This window comes from Kitasatospora papulosa (assembly GCF_000717245.1).
GTDB classification, from domain to species: Bacteria; Actinomycetota; Actinomycetes; order Streptomycetales; family Streptomycetaceae; genus Streptomyces; species Streptomyces papulosus.
In genome coordinates this window covers 753,975-771,897 of sequence record NZ_JNYQ01000004.1, presented here as the reverse complement: position 1 = coordinate 771,897, position 17,923 = coordinate 753,975, and the positions used below count along the sequence as shown (strand labels likewise).

At 72.8% G+C, this 17,923-nt stretch carries 14 protein-coding genes; 11 read left to right on the top strand and 3 right to left on the bottom strand.

Annotated features, from left to right (window positions below; translation table 11 throughout):
- Positions 1–54: 54 nt before the first annotated feature.
- From IA22_RS0114720 to sucD, 5 genes are all read left to right on the top strand, one after another.
- Positions 55–1,167: an ATP-binding protein gene (locus IA22_RS0114720; RefSeq protein ID WP_015578430.1), complete on the top strand. Its 1,113-nt coding sequence runs from the start codon at positions 55–57 to the stop codon at positions 1,165–1,167.
- Positions 1,164–3,476, top strand: coding sequence for a DUF5682 family protein (locus IA22_RS0114715; RefSeq protein ID WP_015578431.1), 2,313 nt, complete (start codon positions 1,164–1,166; stop codon positions 3,474–3,476). The genes IA22_RS0114720 and IA22_RS0114715 overlap by 4 nt, the downstream gene beginning before the upstream one ends.
- 38 nt (positions 3,477–3,514) lie before the next feature.
- A complete protein-coding gene (locus IA22_RS0114710; RefSeq protein ID WP_030123870.1) occupies positions 3,515–4,696 on the top strand; it encodes a VWA domain-containing protein in 1,182 nt (393 codons plus the stop codon).
- A gap of 309 nt (positions 4,697–5,005) precedes the next feature.
- Positions 5,006–6,187, top strand: coding sequence for an ADP-forming succinate--CoA ligase subunit beta (sucC, locus tag IA22_RS0114705; protein WP_014154507.1), 1,182 nt, complete (start codon positions 5,006–5,008; stop codon positions 6,185–6,187).
- A 21-nt stretch (positions 6,188–6,208) separates the two neighbouring features.
- Positions 6,209–7,093: a succinate--CoA ligase subunit alpha gene (sucD, locus tag IA22_RS0114700; RefSeq protein ID WP_014154506.1), complete on the top strand. Its 885-nt coding sequence runs from the start codon at positions 6,209–6,211 to the stop codon at positions 7,091–7,093.
- A 40-nt stretch (positions 7,094–7,133) separates the two neighbouring features.
- Here sucD and IA22_RS0114695 read toward each other — a convergent pair whose 3' ends face one another.
- Complete coding sequence (locus IA22_RS0114695; protein ID WP_030123869.1) at positions 7,134–8,357, bottom strand: helix-turn-helix domain-containing protein; 1,224 nt, start codon at positions 8,355–8,357, stop codon at positions 7,134–7,136.
- Positions 8,358–8,488: 131 nt separating this feature from the next.
- On the opposite strand from IA22_RS0114695, the gene IA22_RS0114690 reads away from it, so the two are divergent.
- The gene (locus tag IA22_RS0114690) at positions 8,489–10,336 is read left to right on the top strand and encodes a cell division protein PerM (RefSeq protein ID WP_030123868.1); all 1,848 of its coding nucleotides are present in this window, start codon (positions 8,489–8,491) and stop codon (positions 10,334–10,336) included.
- 18 nt (positions 10,337–10,354) lie between these two features.
- Here IA22_RS0114690 and IA22_RS0114685 read toward each other — a convergent pair whose 3' ends face one another.
- Entirely contained in the window at positions 10,355–11,314 is a 960-nt protein-coding gene (locus IA22_RS0114685) for a hypothetical protein (protein ID WP_030123867.1), read from the bottom strand.
- Between the two features lie 239 nt (positions 11,315–11,553).
- Here IA22_RS0114685 and purN point away from each other — a divergent pair, with 239 nt between their 5' ends.
- From purN to IA22_RS0114670, 3 genes are all read left to right on the top strand, one after another.
- The gene (purN, locus tag IA22_RS0114680; protein WP_014154502.1) at positions 11,554–12,210 is read left to right on the top strand and encodes a phosphoribosylglycinamide formyltransferase; all 657 of its coding nucleotides are present in this window, start codon (positions 11,554–11,556) and stop codon (positions 12,208–12,210) included.
- Positions 12,197–13,750 carry a bifunctional phosphoribosylaminoimidazolecarboxamide formyltransferase/IMP cyclohydrolase gene (gene purH, locus IA22_RS0114675; protein WP_030123866.1) on the top strand — a complete coding sequence of 518 codons (1,554 nt, stop codon included), beginning with the start codon at positions 12,197–12,199 and terminating at the stop codon, positions 13,748–13,750. The genes purN and purH overlap by 14 nt, the downstream gene beginning before the upstream one ends.
- 124 nt (positions 13,751–13,874) lie before the next feature.
- Positions 13,875–15,401, top strand: a complete 1,527-nt coding sequence (locus tag IA22_RS0114670) for a DUF2079 domain-containing protein (RefSeq protein WP_015578439.1) — start codon at positions 13,875–13,877, stop codon at positions 15,399–15,401.
- Between the two features lie 56 nt (positions 15,402–15,457).
- Here IA22_RS0114670 and IA22_RS0114665 read toward each other — a convergent pair whose 3' ends face one another.
- Positions 15,458–16,060: a hypothetical protein gene (locus IA22_RS0114665; protein WP_014154499.1), complete on the bottom strand. Its 603-nt coding sequence runs from the start codon at positions 16,058–16,060 to the stop codon at positions 15,458–15,460.
- 235 nt (positions 16,061–16,295) lie between these two features.
- Between IA22_RS0114665 and IA22_RS0114660 the strand changes: the two genes are divergently transcribed.
- A complete protein-coding gene (locus IA22_RS0114660) occupies positions 16,296–17,174 on the top strand; it encodes a bifunctional methylenetetrahydrofolate dehydrogenase/methenyltetrahydrofolate cyclohydrolase (RefSeq protein ID WP_014154498.1) in 879 nt (292 codons plus the stop codon).
- A gap of 19 nt (positions 17,175–17,193) precedes the next feature.
- A complete protein-coding gene (locus tag IA22_RS0114655) occupies positions 17,194–17,895 on the top strand; it encodes a DUF3017 domain-containing protein (RefSeq protein ID WP_030123865.1) in 702 nt (233 codons plus the stop codon).
- The last annotated feature ends 28 nt before the right edge of the window (positions 17,896–17,923 follow it).

Sequence of the window (17,923 nt, the reverse complement as noted above, 5' to 3'; positions counted from 1 at the left end):
GTGGCATGGTGCACGGTGGAAACCGCATCGGGAGACCGATCCGGAGGGGGATCCATGACCGTGTCCGTACAGACCGACGCAGTCGGCCGCGACGCCCTGAGGCCGCACGCCGAGCACACCTTCGCCGCCGAGCTCGCGGCGCTCGCCGCCGCCGACGACCGCCCCAGACCCGCTCGTTGGAAGCTCTCGCCGTGGGCCGTCTCCACCTATCTGCTCGGCGGGACGCTCCCGGACGGCACGCTCGTCACACCCAAGTACGTGGGCCCGCGCCGCCTCGTGGAGGTCGCCGTGGCCACGCTGGCCACCGACCGCGCGCTGCTGCTCCTCGGCGTCCCCGGTACCGCCAAGACCTGGGTGTCCGAGCACCTCGCCGCAGCCGTGAGCGGGGACTCGACCCTGCTCGTCCAGGGGACCGCGGGCACCCCGGAGGAAGCGGTCCGCTACGGGTGGAACTACGCCCAGCTGCTGGCACACGGGCCCAGCCGTGAGGCGCTGGTGCCGAGCCCCGTCATGCGGGCCATGGCGGAGGGCATGACCGTCCGGGTGGAGGAGCTCACCCGTATCCCCGCCGATGTGCAGGACGCGCTCATCACGATCCTGTCGGAGAAGACGCTCCCCGTCCCCGAGCTGGCGGAAGAGGTCCAGGCGGTCCGGGGGTTCAACCTCGTCGCCACGGCGAACGACCGCGACCGCGGTGTCAACGAGCTCTCCAGCGCCCTGCGCCGCCGGTTCAACACCGTGGTGCTGCCGCTGCCCGCGACACCGGAGGCCGAGGTGGACATCGTGTCCCGCCGGGTGGCCCAGATCGGCCACTCGCTCGACCTGCCCCCGGCGCCCGACGGCATGGCCGAGATCCGGCGCGTCGTCACGGTCTTCCGTGAACTGCGGGACGGCGTCACCACGGACGGCCGCACCCGGCTCAAGTCGCCGTCCGGCACGCTGTCCACGGCCGAGGCCATCTCCGTCGTGACCGGAGGACTCGCGCTCGCCGCACACTTCGGCGACGGAGTCCTGCGCCCCGGCGACGTGGCGGCCGGCATCCTCGGCGCCGTCGTCCGCGACCCCACGGCCGACCGCCTGGTCTGGCAGGAGTACGTGGAGACGGTCGTCCGGGAACGCGAGGGCTGGAAGGACTTCTACCGCGCCTGCCGTGAGGCCGCCGAATGATCCCGGGCACCGGCGGGAACGCCGAGTCCGGAGGACCGCTGCTGCTGGGGGTGCGGCACCACGGGCCGGGCTCCGCCCGCGCGGTCCTGGCCGCCCTGGACCACGCGCGGCCGAGTGCCGTCCTCGTCGAAGGCCCCCCGGAGGGCGACGCGTTGCTGGCGCTCGCCGCACACGGCCGGATGCGTCCGCCCGTCGCGCTCCTCGCGCACGCCGTCGACGATCCCGGCCGGGCCGCCTTCTGGCCGATGGCCGAGTTCTCGCCCGAGTGGGTGGCGATCCGCTGGGCTTCGTCGCACGGGGTTCCCGTGCGCTTCGTGGACCTGCCCGCCGCGCACTCGCTGGCGTTGACGGAACCGAAGGAGGACGGTGCGGAGGACGGCCGGGGCATCGACCCGATCGGTGTACTCGCCGAGGCCGCGGGCTACGACGACCCCGAGCGCTGGTGGGAGGACGTCGTCGAGCACCGCGGGCCGGACGGCAGGCCCTCCGACCCGCGTGCCCCGTTCACCGTCCTCGCCGAGGCGATGACGGCCCTGCGCGAGGCGTACGGGGACGGAGGACATCCGCAGGACGCCGTCAGGGAGGCCTGCATGCGCCTCCGGCTGCGGGCCGCCCGCAGGGAGTTCGGCGACGACGTCGCCGTGGTCTGCGGTGCGTGGCACGTGCCCGCGCTCCGCACGAGGGCGACGGTCGCCGCCGACCGGGCGCTCCTCAAGGGGATGCCCAAGGTGAGGGCGGAACTGACCTGGGTGCCCTGGACCCATCGCAGGCTCGCCCGGCGCAGCGGGTACGGCGCGGGGATCGAGTCCCCCGGCTGGTACGGACACCTCTTCGGCGCGCCGGACCGGCCCGTGGAGCGCTGGATGACGAAGGTCGCGGGGCTGCTGCGCGACACGGACAGGACGGTGTCCTCCGCGGATGTCATCGAGGCCGTGGGACTCGCCGGGACGCTGGCGGCCATGAGGGGCCGCCCGGCCGTGGGCCTTACCGAGGCCACCGACGCCGTCAGGGCCGTCATGTGCGAAGGGTCCGACGTGCCGCTCGCCCTCGTGCGGGACCGGCTCGTCGTCGGCGAGACCCTCGGCGAGGTACCGGAGACCGCCCCGGCCGTCCCGCTCCAGCGCGACCTGGACCGGCAGCAGCGAACACTCAGGCTCAGGCCCGAGGCCGGGAGGCGCGAGCTGGAGCTCGACCTGCGCAAGGACACCGACGCGGCCCGCAGCCGGCTCCTGCACCGGCTCCGGCTCCTCGGGGTGCACTGGGGCGAGCCCGCCGCGGGCCGGGGGAGCACGGGCACGTTCCGGGAGAGCTGGCGGCTGCACTGGGAGCCCGAGCTGTTCGTCCGGATCGCCGAGGCCGGTGTGTGGGGGACCACCGTGCTGGGTGCCGCGACCGCCAGGGCGGAGACGGACGCGGTCTCGGCGCCGTCCCTCGCCGGGGTCACCGCACTCGCCGAACAGTGCCTCCTGGCCGGTCTGTCCGAGGCCCTGCCCGTGGTGATGAGAGCCCTCGCCGACCGGGCCGCCCTCGACGCGGACGTCGGCCATCTCGCCGACGCGCTGCCCGCCCTGGCCCGCTCCCTGCGGTACGGAGACGTGCGGTCCACCGACACCGCGGCTCTGGGAGAGGTCGCCGTCGGTCTCGCCGAGCGCGTCTGCGTGGGTCTGCCGTCGGCCTGCACCGGTCTCGACGCGGACGCCGCCGTGGAGGCGCAGCGGCGGGTGGACGGCGTGCACACGGCGGTCGGGCTGCTGGCCGACACCGTCGGAACGGACGGGCCGGCCGAGCGGTGGGCCGGCGTCCTTCGCGAGCTCGCCGACAGGGACGCGGTCGCCGGGGTGGTCCGGGGCCGTGCGGCGCGCCTGCTCCTGGACGGCGGGCGGCTGGGCGAGAGCGACGCCGCGCGACTGATGGGTCTGGCCCTCTCGCCCGGCAGCGCACCGGCCGACGCGGCCGCCTGGATCGAGGGCTTCGTCGGCGGAGCCACGGGAGGCGGCCTGGTGCTCGTCCACGACGAGCGCCTCCTCGCGCTCGTCGACGCCTGGCTGACCGGCATACCGGCCGACACCTTCCCCGGCGTACTGCCGCTGTTGCGCCGCACCTTCTCGGCCTACGAGCCCGGGGTGCGGCGTGCGCTGGGCGAGCTCGTCGGGCGGGGGCCGGACCCCGGCAGGGGCCACGACGCGAACGTGCCCGCCGCCCCGGGCTTCGGCGAAGGACGCGACGAGGAGCGGGCGGACGCGATGGCCCCGGTGCTGGCGCTGCTGCTGGGAACAGGGTCCCCGGCCGAGCCGGGGGCCGGCCGATGACAGGGGCCGCGGAGGACACGGAGAAGGGGGAGAGGGAGATGGAAGCGGCTCCTGCCGACGACGAGCGGCTGCGGCGCTGGCGGATGGTGCTCGGCGCGGAGGGTGCCGAGGGCACCGGACGGACGCTCACCGGACGCGACGAGGCGATGGACGGCGCGCTGACCGCGCTGTACGACGAAGGGAGGAAGCCGGCCGGCCGGAGCGGGGCGGAGCGTGCGGGAGGGCTCGGCGCCTCCGCCCCGTCCGTGGTCCGCTGGCTCGGGGACATCCGTGCGTACTTCCCGGCCTCCGTGGTCCAGGTCATGCAGCGCGACGCGATGGACCGGCTCGGACTCTCCGAACTGCTGCTGGAACCGGAGATGCTGGAGGCACTCGAACCCGACGTCCACCTGGTCGGCACCCTGCTCTCGCTCGCGAAGGCGATGCCGGAGACCACGAAGGAGACGGCACGTGCCGTCGTGCGCAAGGTCGTCGAGGACCTGGAGCGACGGCTCGCCACCCGTACCAGGGCGACGCTCACCGGCGCCCTGGACCGTTCGTCGAGGGCCGGCCGGCCACGTCCCCGCGACATCGACTGGGACCGCACGATCCGGGCCAACCTCAGGAACTACGTGCCCCTCCCCGGACGGGAGGGGGCCGGCACGGTGGTGCCCGAGCGCCTCGTCGGGTACGGGCGGGCGGACCGGTCGGTGAAGAAGGACGTGATCCTCTGCGTCGACCAGTCGGGATCCATGGCCGCCTCGATCGTCCACGCCGCGGTCTTCGGTGCCGTGCTCGCCTCCATGAGGACCCTGGAGACCCGGCTGGTGGTGTTCGACACGGCCGTCGTCGACCTCACCGGCCAGTTGCACGATCCGGTCGACGTGCTGTTCGGCACGCAGCTCGGCGGTGGGACCGACATCAACCGCGCGCTGGCCTACTGCCAGTCGAAGATCACCCGTCCGGCGGACACCGTCGTCGTCCTCGTCAGTGATCTCCGCGAGGGAGGGATCCGTGAAGAGATGGTCGAGCGGGCCGCCGCGATGAAGGCGTCCGGTGTGCAGTTCGTGACGCTGCTCGCCCTCTCCGACGAGGGCGCGCCCTCGTACGACCGGGAGCACGCGGCCGCGCTGGCGGCCCTCGGCGCCCCGGCCTTCGCCTGCACCCCGGACCACTTCCCCGAGGTCATGGCGGCGGCGATCGAGAACCGGCCCCTGCCGGTGCCCGACACGGGCCGGTGACGGGCCCGGCCCGTTCGCCGGCGGTGCCGGGCCCGGTCCAGGTCCGGTCCAGGACGGTCACCGGCCGCCCCGCCGACGTGACGTTTTGTCCTTCACACCTCGGTCACCAGCACGGTCTGTGACCGGTATCACCGCTCAGGTGTGATCTGCAATTTAGGGTCCGGCGCGGCGCGGGGATAACCTGCCGGATGGACATGCCGCGTACCGGGTCACCGTGTGCGCCTCCCCTGTGACCGCGCAGTCACGTTGCCCTCGCGGCACGCCCACGCAGAAAACGAACCGCGAGACCACTAAAAGGGACGGACGCGCGTGGACCTGTTCGAGTACCAGGCGAGGGACCTCTTCGCCAAGCACGGTGTACCGGTGCTGGCCGGTGAAGTCATCGACACGCCTGAGGCAGCCCGCGAGGCGACCGAGCGGCTGGGCGGCAAGTCCGTCGTCAAGGCGCAGGTGAAGGTCGGCGGCCGCGGCAAGGCCGGCGGCGTCAAGCTGGCCGCCACCCCCGACGAGGCGGTCGCGCGTGCGACCGACATCCTCGGCATGGACATCAAGGGCCACACGGTCCACAAGGTGATGATCGCCGAGCTGTCCCCGGAGATCGAGGCGGAGTACTACGTCTCGTACCTCCTCGACCGCACCAACCGCACCTTCCTCGCGATGGCGTCGGTGCAGGGCGGCATGGACATCGAGGAGGTCGCGGAGAAGACCCCCGAGGCCCTCGCGAAGGTCCCGGTCAACGCCGTGGACGGCGTCGACATCGAGAAGGCCCGCGAGATCGTGGCCCAGGCGAAGTTCCCGGCCGAGGTGGCCGAGGGCGTCGCCGAGGCCATGGTGACCCTGTGGGACACCTTCGTCGCCGAGGACGCGCTCCTCGTCGAGGTCAACCCGCTGGTGAAGACCAAGGACGGCCGCATCCTGGCGCTGGACGGAAAGGTGTCTCTCGACGAGAACGCCGACTTCCGTCAGCCCGGCCACGAGGCGCTCGAGGACAAGGCCGCGGCCAACCCCCTCGAGGCCGCCGCCAAGGCCAAGAACCTCAACTACGTCAAGCTCGAGGGCGAGGTCGGCATCATCGGTAACGGTGCCGGTCTGGTCATGTCGACCCTGGACGTCGTCGCGTACGCCGGTGAGAACCACGGCAACGTGAAGCCCGCCAACTTCCTCGACATCGGTGGCGGCGCCTCCGCCGAGGTCATGGCGAACGGCCTGGAGATCATCCTCGGCGACCCGGACGTCAAGTCCGTCTTCGTCAACGTCTTCGGTGGCATCACCGCCTGCGACGAGGTCGCCAACGGCATCGTCCAGGCCCTTGAGCTCCTCAAGACCAAGGGCGAGGACGTCACCAAGCCGCTGGTCGTGCGCCTCGACGGCAACAACGCGGAGCTGGGTCGCAAGATCCTCTCCGACGCCAACCACCCGCTGGTCCAGCGCGTGGACACCATGGACGGCGCGGCCGACAAGGCCGCCGAGCTCGCCGCGGCTGCGAAGTAAGGGACGAGGGACTCCAACACCATGGCTATCTTCCTCACCAAGGACAGCAAGGTCATCGTCCAGGGGATGACCGGCGCCACGGGCATGAAGCACACCAAGCTCATGCTGGCCGACGGCACCAACATCGTCGGTGGCGTGAACCCCCGCAAGGCGGGCACCTCCGTCGACTTCGACGGCACCGAGGTACCCGTGTTCGGATCCGTCGCCGAGGCGATGGAGAAGACCGGCGCCGACGTGTCCGTCCTCTTCGTGCCGCCGGCCTTCGCGAAGGCCGCCGTCGTCGAGGCGATCGACGCCGAGATCCCGCTGGCCGTTGTGATCACCGAGGGCATCGCCGTCCACGACTCGGCCGCCTTCTGGGCGTACGCCGGCTCGAAGGGCAACAAGACCCGGATCATCGGCCCGAACTGCCCCGGTCTGATCACCCCCGGTCAGTCCAACGCCGGCATCATCCCGGGCGACATCACGAAGCCCGGCCGCATCGGCCTCGTGTCCAAGTCCGGCACGCTGACCTACCAGATGATGTACGAGCTCCGTGACATCGGCTTCTCGTCCGCCGTCGGTATCGGTGGCGACCCGGTCATCGGTACGACGCACATCGACGCCCTCGCGGCGTTCGAGGCGGACCCCGACACCGACCTCATCGTGATGATCGGCGAGATCGGTGGCGACGCCGAGGAGCGTGCCGCCGACTACATCGCGAAGAACGTCACGAAGCCGGTCGTCGGCTACGTCGCGGGCTTCACCGCCCCGGAGGGCAAGACCATGGGCCACGCCGGCGCCATCGTCTCCGGCTCCTCCGGCACCGCCGCCGCCAAGAAGGAGGCCCTTGAGGCCGCCGGCGTGAAGGTCGGCAAGACGCCGACCGAGACCGCCAAGCTGGCGCGCGAGATCCTCGGCGGCTGACCGCCGTCGCGTCACCGCCTCACAGCGGGAACGGCGCGGGTCAGGGAATGCGCGGGACGAGTCGCTCCGGCCCGTGCGCGAGCTCGCCCCTCAGCGCCTTCTGCAACTTCAGGTCCTGGGGCGTGAGCTTCTCGGGACCGCCCAGCGGGGGGACACCGCCGACCCGTTCGGCCGGGGCGAGCGGCTCCTCGTAGTGGGTGGGAGCCGTGTGCAGCGTGAAGGCGGTCGCTCCGATGAGCACTACCCCGAAGTAGAGCGCGGCACGGGTCCAGAGCTCCGCGACACGTTCACCGCGCGCGCGGACGACCGGGGCCGCCGGTGGGGCGGGCACCTCCTCCGCCAGGGAGAGCGCCGCGAGCGGTTCGCGGAGCGGCGCGGGCCCGGTGCCGGGATCCGCGGCATCGGCAGGCGCGGGCAGCAGCTCGGCGACTGCGGCCCGCGCGTTCAGCAGCCTGCACGCCGCGGCGTGCGTGCTCGCCTCGGTCTCCGCGGCCGTCTCCGGCAGCCCCAGGCCCACACCGTCGTGGAGCAGGAGTGTGCGGCGGTACGAAGGAGGCAGGCCGAGGATCGCGTCCAGCAGCGCACGCCGCGCCGGATCCTCGGGCAGCGGATCGGTCCGGCGGTGCGATCGGCGCAGCCGGTGCCAGGGCGACATCGCGTACTCGTACGAGGCGGCACGCACCCAGCCCGCCGGATCGCGGTCCGTGGCCACCTCGGGCCAGCGCTGCCACGCGATCCTGAACGCGTGTTCCACAGCCTCCAGGGCGAGTCCGCGGTGGCCGGTCAGCAGGAAGACCTGACGGGTCAGGGCCGGCGCGGTTCGCCCGTACAGGTCGTCGTACGCCTCCTCGGCCGTGAGGCTCCCCGGTTGCGGGACGGGACCGGCCCCGCCCGGAGCGGGCGTCGCGAGCGTGGCCCCGCCCGGGGCGGGCCTGTCGGTGGTGGGGCCGTCCGGGGTGGGGGCGTCCGGTGCGGGAAGGGCGTCGGGCCCGACCGTGGACATCGTGCCGCTCCCGTTCTCCTCGGCGGGGCGGGAGGGTGCGGTGCGCGGCTCGGCGCAGCCGATCAGCCTGCTGTACGCCGCGCGCCGACGGCCCCGTGGACTGGCCCGCCCCGTCTCCCAGGCGCGGACGGTGGCGGCCGTGACGCCCACCGCGGCCGCGACCTGTCGCTCACTCAGTTCCCTTGCCTCACGCAGCCTGCGACGCTCCTTGGGGGAGGGCAACGGGTCGGTGGCGGCCGGACCGGTGGTGCTCCGCGTCATGCCCGGCCCCCGTCCCCGAGGACACTGCACCGGGTGAAAAAGTACATAAACGTATATTGAGCGACACAGCGGCTATTCGCCCGTTACACGGAATAAGCGCGTGTCGTTGGCAGCATGGCGGCGTGACCCAAGTGACCGAACGCAGCCCGATGTTGTCGGCCGAGCGGAGCAGGTCCGCCGCGCTGGCCTCCGCCTTCGTGCGCGGAGTGCTCGCGGCGGGGCTCGGGCTCGGCTCGCTGTCCGTCCTGGTCATGCTGTTGTGGATCAGCTCTCCCTATCCCGACAGCGGCCCCGGCGGCGCCCTTCATGTGGCGTCCGGGCTCTGGCTGCTGGCGCACGGCGCCGAACTCGTCAGAGCCGACACCGTGGGAGGGCACCCCGTGCCCGTGGGTACGGTCCCGCTCCTGCTCGGCGTGCTGCCGGTGTGGCTCGTCCACCGGGCCGCCCGGGACTCGGCGGAGACCGGCGGGAGGTCGTCGGCCGGGACCTCGGCGGTCGGGGCGTTCTGCGCGGTGAGCGCCGGATACCTGCTGGTCGTGCTCGCTTCCGCGGCGTACGCACAGGGTGGCGCGCTGCCCGCCGACCGGGTCTCGCTCGCCTTCCCCGTCACCGTGGTGGTGGCCGTCGCGGCCGCCGCGGGCGTATGGGCCGCGCGTGGCCGGCCGCTGACCCCTCTCCTCGTCTGGGCGCCGCTCAGGGTGCAGGAGGCCGCCGCGCGTTCCCGGTTCCGGGCCGGAGCCGGTGTGGCTCTGCGGTCGGCGGCCGCCGGCACGCTCGCGTTGCTGGGAGGCGGGGCGCTGCTGGTCGCCGTGGCCCTGGTGTGGCACGCGGGCGCGGCGAGGGAGTCCTTCCTGGGGCTGTCCGGCGACTGGGCGGGCCGGATCTCCGTACTCCTGCTGGCGGGCGCACTCGTTCCGAACGCGGCGATGTGGGGCGCGTCCTACGGCCTCGGGCCGGGGTTCGCCCTGGGCGCTTCCTCCATGGCCACCCCCCTCGCCTTCACCGGACCGCCCGCGCTGCCTGACTTCCCCCTGCTCGCCGCGGTGCCGTCGCACGGCCCGGGTACCGGTGCGAACTGGGTGGCGACGGCGGTGCCGGCCGTGGCGGGCCTGGTCGTCGCCCGGTTCGTGGCGCGGGGCGCGGTTCCGGTGCGTGAGAGGCGTGAGGAGACGTGGGGTCAGGGCCGGACCGCCCTGGTCGCGGGGGTGGCGGCCGTGGGCTGCGGGATCGGCGCGGCGGTGCTGGCGTCGGCCTCGGGCGGCCCGCTGGGCACCGGCGCCCTGGCGGAGTTCGGCCCCGTGTGGTGGCTCGTGGGTCCGGCCGCTCTCGCCTGGACGGCCGTGATCGGCGTGCCGGTCGCGTTGGCGCTCAGGGCCTGGCGGCTCAGGGAACACCGGTGGGGATGGCGCCTGGACGCGGCGGACAGCGAGGTGCCGGCGGAGGCCGCGGAGCCGACGCCGGAGACGGAGTCGGAGCGCGGTGCGGGGAAAGGCCCCGGGGGCGCGGGCGCACAGGAGGAACCGTACGACTTCCTGTCGGCCGACCCCTGGCACGAGGAGGGTGCCAGGGAGGCCCGCTGGGCGGCGCTCAAGAAGAAGTCGGGCGGTCTGATGGCGGACTTCTCCGCGCGGGCACGGCCGCAGAGCCCCCCTCGGCCGGCCGCGGTGTCCGCGCCCGGACCGGTGCCGGTTCCTGACGCGGAGTCCACCCCTGATCCGGCCACCGCGCCTGACCCGGCGTCCGCTCCGGCCCGCGCCAAGGCGCCTGACGCGGCGTCCGCTTCTGCGCCCGACCCGGTGTCCGCTCCTGTCCCCGCCACGGAGCCCGGATCCGAGTCCGGGGCCGAGTCCGGGGCCGAGTCCGTGTCCGAGGCCGGCCCCGGGGCCTCGGCAGGCCGGGACTCCGGGCCCGAGACGCCGACCGGCCGGGTTCCGGATGCCTCGGGGCACCCGGAACCCGGCCGGGAGAACGCTTCGTAGCAGGCGGCTCGTGCGGCGCTACTTCTTCACGCCGAAGAAGGGCTCCAGCGGGTCGGGCAGCTTGTCGTTGCAGGCCAGGGCGCCGGACTTGGTGAGCGCGTCGTTCACGCAGGTGTAGTAGTCGCGGTAGACCAGCTGGACCGTGTAGCCGGTGGCCACGATGGCCAGGGCCAGCACCGCCGTCACCAGGCCGCTGACGGCCGCCGTGGTCTGCTGGCGGCCGCTGTTCTGCGCCGCTCCGGGGGCGGCGCCGGGCGCCGCCCCCGGCAGCGGGGGAGTGTTCGTCGGACGGTCCGGGGCGCCCGTGCCGTCGGCCGGGGTCTTCCGCGGTCCACCACGTAGCGCGCTGATCGACCAGTACACGGCGAGGGCGCCGAGGAGCATCGCGATCTCGGGGAAGTCGAAGAGGGCGAAGAAGAACGCCCACATGCCGCCCAGCACCGCGTAGCGCGCGCGCCGCTGGGTGGGGTCGGTCGGGTCCCAGCGCAGACCCCCGGGACTGCCCTCGGGGCCACCGCCCTGGCCGCCGGTGCCGCCGGGGCGGCCGCCGAACCCGCCGCCCTGCCGTCCGGGCTGCTGGTCGCTCCACTGGCTGCCCCAGGCCGGGCGGCCGTCGGACTGCCCCCCGGTGCCGTCGCCGTTCCCGCCGTTGCCGTGCTGTCCCGGCGCGTGGGAGGGGTGGCGGGGCTGCCAGGGCTGGTCGGGCCGGTCCTCGGGCGGTGCCGCGAACGGATTGTCGTCGGACGACCCGGAGGAGGAGCCGGACGACCCGGAGGTGGAGCCCGACGACCCGGAGGTGGAGCCCGAGGATCCGGACGAGGCCGGCCCGGAGGATCCCGGCCCCTCGGAGGGCCCCGATCCCGACGGGGAACCCGATCCCGGCGAGGAGTCCGGTGATGAGGACTGGCGTTCCCGCATCAGCATGGAGGCCCGCTCGGGCAGCGGGTGGCCAAGGGCGGTGCGGAGGCGGTCCGGCATGTGGTGAACGTCTTCCCCATCTCGTCATTTCCGCCCGGGGGCGGTTCCCTGTCCCCTGACGCTACCTCCCGGCCACGCCCCCGTCCCGTGGGGGCCGCCGGGTGTGCCGGTATCGTTGCTGACGGTCGGACCGTTCGTAGAGTTCCCCGTATCAGGGGGCGACCTTCTTTCGTACGACCATACAAACGCACCTCCTGTACATCGCGTACCTGCTGCATCACGCGAGAAAGGGCCCCGCCGTGGCCTCCCCGCCCCCCTCCGCCGCTCCGGCCCGTGTGGTCGTGCTCGTCTCCGGCTCAGGCACGAACCTCCAGGCACTCCTCGACGCGATCGGTGACGACCCCGAGGGCTACGGCGCCCGGATCGTCGCCGTCGGCGCGGACCGCTACGGCACCGTCGGCATCGAGCGTGCCGAGCGCGCCGGGCTCCCCACCTTCGTGTGCAAGCTCGGCGAGTACGCGAACCGGGACGCGTGGGACGCCGCCCTCACCACGGCCGTGGCGGAGTACCGCCCGGACCTCGTGGTGTCCGCGGGGTTCATGAAGATCGTGGGCAAGGGCTTCCTGGCCGAGTTCGGCGGCCGCGTCGTCAACACCCACCCCGCCCTGCTCCCCAGCTTTCCCGGCGCCCACGGCGTGCGCGACGCGCTCGCGTACGGCGTGAAGGTCACCGGGTGCACCGTCCACTTCGTCGACGACGGCGTCGACACCGGTCCGATCATCGCGCAGGGCGTGGTCGAGGTGACCGAAGAGGAAACGACGGAGGGCGAAGCCGCCCTCCACGAACGCATCAAGGAAGTCGAGCGCAAGCTGCTCGTCGAGGCCGTGGGGCGGCTCGCCCGTGACGGCTATCGCATTGAGGGACGAAAGGTTCATCTCGGTCATGTCGGTGAATAAGCCCATCCGCCGCGCCCTGGTCAGTGTCTATGACAAGACGGGGCTCGAAGACCTCGCCCGCGGTCTGCACGAGGCGGGTGTCGAGCTGGTGTCCACCGGCTCCACCGCCGGGAAGATCGCAGCCGCCGGCGTACCGGTCACCAAGGTCGAGGAGCTCACCGGCTTCCCCGAGTGCCTCGACGGCCGCGTCAAGACCCTGCACCCCCGGGTGCACGCGGGCATCCTCGCCGACCTGCGCCTGGACGCCCACCGCGAGCAGCTCGCCGAGCTCGGTGTGGAGCCGTTCGACCTCGTGGTCGTCAACCTGTACCCGTTCAAGGCGACCGTCGCTTCCGGTGCCTCCGACGACGAGTGCGTGGAGCAGATCGACATCGGCGGTCCGTCGATGGTCCGCGCCGCCGCCAAGAACCACCCGTCCGTGGCGGTCGTCACCAGCCCCGAGCGTTACGCCGACGTCCTTGCCGCGGTCGCGGCGGGAGGCTTCGACCTGACCGCCCGCAAGCGGCTCGCCGCCGAGGCCTTCCAGCACACCGCCGCGTACGACGTGGCCGTGGCCGCCTGGTTCGCCGACGGCTACGCGGCCGCGGACGACTCGGGATTCCCCGACTTCTCCGGTGCGACCTTCGCGCGCAAGAACGTCCTGCGCTACGGCGAGAACCCGCACCAGCCCGCGGCGCTCTACACCTCGGGCGAGGGCGGCCTCGCCGAGGCCGAGCAGCTGCACGGCAAGGAGATGTCCTACAACAACTACACGGACACCGACGCCGCACGCCGCGCCGCCTACGACCACGCCGAGCCGTGCGTCGCGATCATCAAGCACGCCAACCCGTGCGGCATCGCCGTCGCCGCAGACGTCGCCACGGCGCACCGCAACGCGCACGCCTGCGACCCGCTGTCCGCGTTCGGCGGAGTCATCGCCGTCAACCGGCCGGTCACCGTCGAGATGGCCGAGCAGGTCGCGGAGATCTTCACCGAGGTCATCGTCGCCCCGGCCTACGAGGACGGCGCCGTCGAGGTGCTGGCCCGCAAGAAGAACATCCGGGTGCTGCGGTGCCCCGACGCCCCGGCCTCCGCGGTCGAGGTCAAGCCGATCGACGGCGGGGCCCTGCTCCAGGTCACCGACCGGCTGCAGGCCGAGGGCGACGACCCGGCGAACTGGACCCTGGCGACCGGTGAGGCCCTGTCCGCTGAGGAGCTGCAGGAGCTCGCCTTCGCCTGGAAGGCGTGCCGCGCGGTCAAGTCCAACGCGATCCTGCTCGCCAAGGACGGCGCCTCGGTCGGCGTCGGCATGGGCCAGGTCAACCGCGTCGACTCCGCGAAGCTCGCCGTCGAGCGGGCCGGCGAGGAGCGGGCCCGGGGCGCGTACGCCGCGTCCGACGCGTTCTTCCCCTTCCCCGACGGTCTGGAGATCCTCACCGCCGCCGGCATCAAGGCCGTCGCCCAGCCGGGCGGCTCGGTCCGCGACGAGCTGGTCGTCGAGGCCGCGAAGAAGGCGGGCGTGACCATGTACTTCACGGGCACGCGCCACTTCTTCCACTGACACCCGGTCGCAGCACCACCGCAGGCCGCGCCCCTCGTCGGGCGCGGCCTGCGGGGCGTCCCGCCGTTACGGAGTTCAGTCGCCCCTCTGTTCTAATGAATGGCCTTGTCGGGCCCGGAGGGCCGTGGCGGGCGGGGCCGGTGCGACCGACCGGCAGGTGACCAGTGAGGGACTCCGTTGCGGGGGCATCGTGCTTGACCTGAACCAGAGCGACACCGGTGTGCCCGGCGGGCAGGCCCCGGAGCGGGCCGCGAGGACGTGGCACCCGGCGCCGCTGCGCCCGTACCTGATCGCCGCCGTCGTGCTGTGCGCGCTCTACTTCCTCTACGGGTACCTGCGGTACAGCCACTTCCAGTCGCCCTCCTGGGACTTGGGCATCTTCGAGCAGGAGGTGCGCGCCTACGCGGGGTTCGACGCCCCGGTCGTCGACATCAAAGGGCCGGGCTATCTGATCCTCGGCGACCACTTCAGCCCCGTGGTGGCGCTGCTGGTCCCGCTCTACTGGATCTGGCCGTCCGCCGTGGCCCTGCTGTTCGCCCAGGCCGCGCTGTTCGCCGGGTCCGCCGTCATCGTCGGGCGCACCGTCCAGCAGATGCTCGGCGGCCGGTCCGGCCTGTGCGTCACCGTCGCGTACGGCCTCTCGTGGGGGCTGCAGGAAGCGGTGAAGGCCGACTTCCACGAGATAGCGCTCGCCGTCCCGCTGATCGCGCTGGTCTGCCGGGCCCTGCTCATGGAACGGTGGCGGGCCGTCGTCCTGTGGTCGCTTCCGCTGGTCCTGGTCAAGGAGGACCTCGGGATCACCGTCGCCGTCGTGGGCGGGCTCCTCGCCCTGTACGGAAAGCGGCTCCAGGGCTTCCTCCTGGCGGCCTTCGGCGTCCTCGCCTTCGCGCTGACCGTGCTGGTGCTCATACCCGCGGCCAGCAGCGCGGGGACGTACGACTACTGGAAGAAGATCGAGGAGAACGGCGGGCAGGAGGTCTCCCCGCTCGACTCCGTCCTCGGCGTCCTCGACTCGTCCGTCAAGCTGGAGATGCTGGTCTTCCTGGTCGGCATCACCGCCTTCATGGCGCTCCGCTCACCCCTGATCCTGCTGGTCCTGCCCACACTCGGCTGGCGGCTGCTCTCCCAGGACTCCAACCACTGGGGGATGGTGTGGCACTACAGCGCCATCCTGATGCCGGTGGTCTTCCTGGCCATGGCCGACGGCATCCGCCGCAGTCAGGGGTCGAAGCGGCCCTGGCTCGTCTCGTACGCGAACGTCGCCGTCCCGGTGGCCGCGGCGGTAGCCGTCGCCCTCACCCAGCACCTTCCGCTCCGTGACCTGCTGCGGCCGGAGACGTACCGGACGGACGCGCGCACCCACGCGGCCGAAGCGGCGCTCGACGCCATTCCGGTGGGCGCCCGTGTCGAGACGGACATCACGCTGATGGCGCACCTGACCGCGGACCGCACCGTCTACTGGATCGGCGGCGCCCCGGGCACCGCTCCCGACGTCGTCGCGATCAACCTGGACTTCGGCTGGTCGCGGCCGATCGACGACCCGGTGAAGTACGCCGAGCAGCTCCACCCCGAGGCGCGCTACCGGATCACGCGGGAGGCGGGCTCCTTCGTCGTCATGGAGCGGACCACGCCGGTGCCCGGAAACGACTGAAGGCCGCGCACCCGCCGACGAGCGGGTGCCACGGCCTTCACGCGCGGGCGTGCGGGTCAGTGCTGCGGCTGCTGCTGGCGGTTGAACCAGGCGCCGCCGTCGGACTTCGCCACGAAGACCACGACCAGGATGGCGAGGACCGTGTGGACGAGGCCCATGACCACGAACGGGTAGATGCCGAGGATCGCGGTGATCACGCCGAAGACGATGGTGGTGATACGGATCCCGTTGCCCCCCTTGCCGAACTTGGCACCGAGGAAGACCGCGAGGACACCCCAGAGCACGGCGAAGACGACGATGCCCCACAGAGCGGAGCCCGAGTAGTCGGCGAGCTGCTGGAACTGGACGTCGTCCTTCAGCGTCGCGTCGTTCTTGGCCGCGTTCACGGCCGCGGCGGCGAGGGCGACGAAGATCGCACCGATGACCTGGAGCCCGGCTATCACGAAGAGCATGACGCGGGCGGCCTTCACACCGCCGGGCATCTCGGTGGGACCGCCGGGGAAGCCGTAACCGCCCTGGACCGGCGGTGCCTGTGGGTAACCGTAGCCCTGCTGGGGAACGCCCTGAGGGGTCTGCTGGGGGTAGCCGTAGCCCGGCTGCCCGCCCGGCTGTCCACCCTGCTGCTGACCGTAGGGGTTGTTGGGGTCGCCGAAGCTCATGGCGCGATTCCTCCGTTGCGAAGTGCTGGGGACGACGCGGCCCGGGCGGAGGAATCGTGTGCATTCTGAACGGTGGTCCCCCCGACACTGTCCGCGGTGATGCGGGACTTATCGTCGTCGTGACATCCACATTTTGTCCAGTCGATGACCGAATGCGTTGTGCAAGTGCAATCTCGCGTCCACCTGGCAAGCCAGGATTGGTACGCGGGCGGGGTCATCCGCGAGGATGGGTGCCATGACTGCCCAGATTCTCGATGGCAAGGCCACCGCAGCTGCGATCAAGTCCGATCTGACCGTCCGCGTGGCGGCCCTCAAGGCACAGGGCATCACCCCCGGCCTGGGAACCCTGCTCGTCGGTGACGATCCGGGCAGCCGCTGGTACGTGAACGGCAAACACCGTGACTGCGCCCAGGTCGGCATGGGATCCATCCAGCGCGAACTCCCCGACACCGCCACCCAGGAGGAGATCGAGGAGGTCGTACGGGAGCTCAACGCCGACCCCGACTGCACGGGTTACATCGTGCAGCTCCCCCTTCCCAAGGGCATCGACACCAACCGCATCCTGGAACTGATGGACCCGGCCAAGGACGCGGACGGGCTGCACCCGATGAGCCTGGGCAAGCTCGTGCTGAACGAGACCGGCCCGCTGCCCTGCACGCCGCAGGGCGTCGTCACCCTGCTCCGCCGTCACGGCGTCGAGATCAACGGCGCCCACGTGGTCGTCGTGGGACGGGGTGTCACCATCGGCCGGCCGCTGCCGCTGCTGCTGACGCGCAAGTCCGAGAACGCGACCGTCACCCAGTGCCACACCGGCACCCGTGACCTGTCGGCGCACCTCAGGCAGGCGGACATCATCGTCGCCGCCGCCGGTGTGCCCCACCTGATCAAGCCCGAGGACGTGAAGCCGGGCGCCGCCGTGCTGGACGTCGGCGTCAGCCGGGACGAGAACGGCAAGATCGTCGGCGACGTGCACCCCGGTGTGGCCGAGGTCGCCGCGTGGGTCGCCCCGAACCCGGGCGGCGTGGGGCCCATGACCCGGGCCCAGTTGCTCGTCAACGTGGTCGAGGCGGCGGAACGCGCCGCCGCCGAGGCCTCCGCCCCCTCCGCCGGCTGACCCGGACCGGAGGAGCGCCATGGGTGCTGGTAAGAGTCCGGCGGACGGCAGGCACGCGGACGACACGCAGACGGACGGCCCGGCAGCGGAGGCGGGGGAGCCCGGCGCGGTGAAGGCGGTTGAAGGGTCCCGTGGGGCCGAGCGGCCCGAAGGGCATGAAGGGCCCCCCGCCGCGGATGCGGACGGGGGCGCCGACCCGCACGGGGGCGCCGACGCGGACAAGCACGCGGCCGCCCACGCGGACGGGGGCGCGGACCCGCGTGCGGAGGGGGACGCGGACGCGGAGGACGGCGCCGCGGCAGAGGGGGCCGGCGGCTCGACCCCGGCGCCCTCGCGCCGTTTCTCGCTGACCCGTGACACCGCGCGCCCGGAGGGCGGCGGCAGGGCGGCGCCCGGGGACGCTCCGGCCCCGGCGCGGCAGTGGCCGCTGCTCACGGTGCTCTGCACCGCCGGGCTCGGACTGCTGATCGTCGGTGCGGACCCCTTCGCCCAGGCGTTCAGGGTCGGCACGATGCTGATGGGCGTCGCGCTGCTCGCGGGCGCGGTGCTGCGCTGGGTGGTGCCGTCGGTCGGCATGCTGGCGGTCCGGTCCCGGTTCACCGATCTGGCCACGTACGGCTCGATGGGCACCCTGATCGTGCTGCTCGCGCTGATGGCACAGCCCAGGCCATGGCTGCAGGTCCCGTTCCTGCAGGACGTCGTCCACTTCACGATTCGCTGAAGGACGTCCGCCGCCCGAGCGCGCCTGT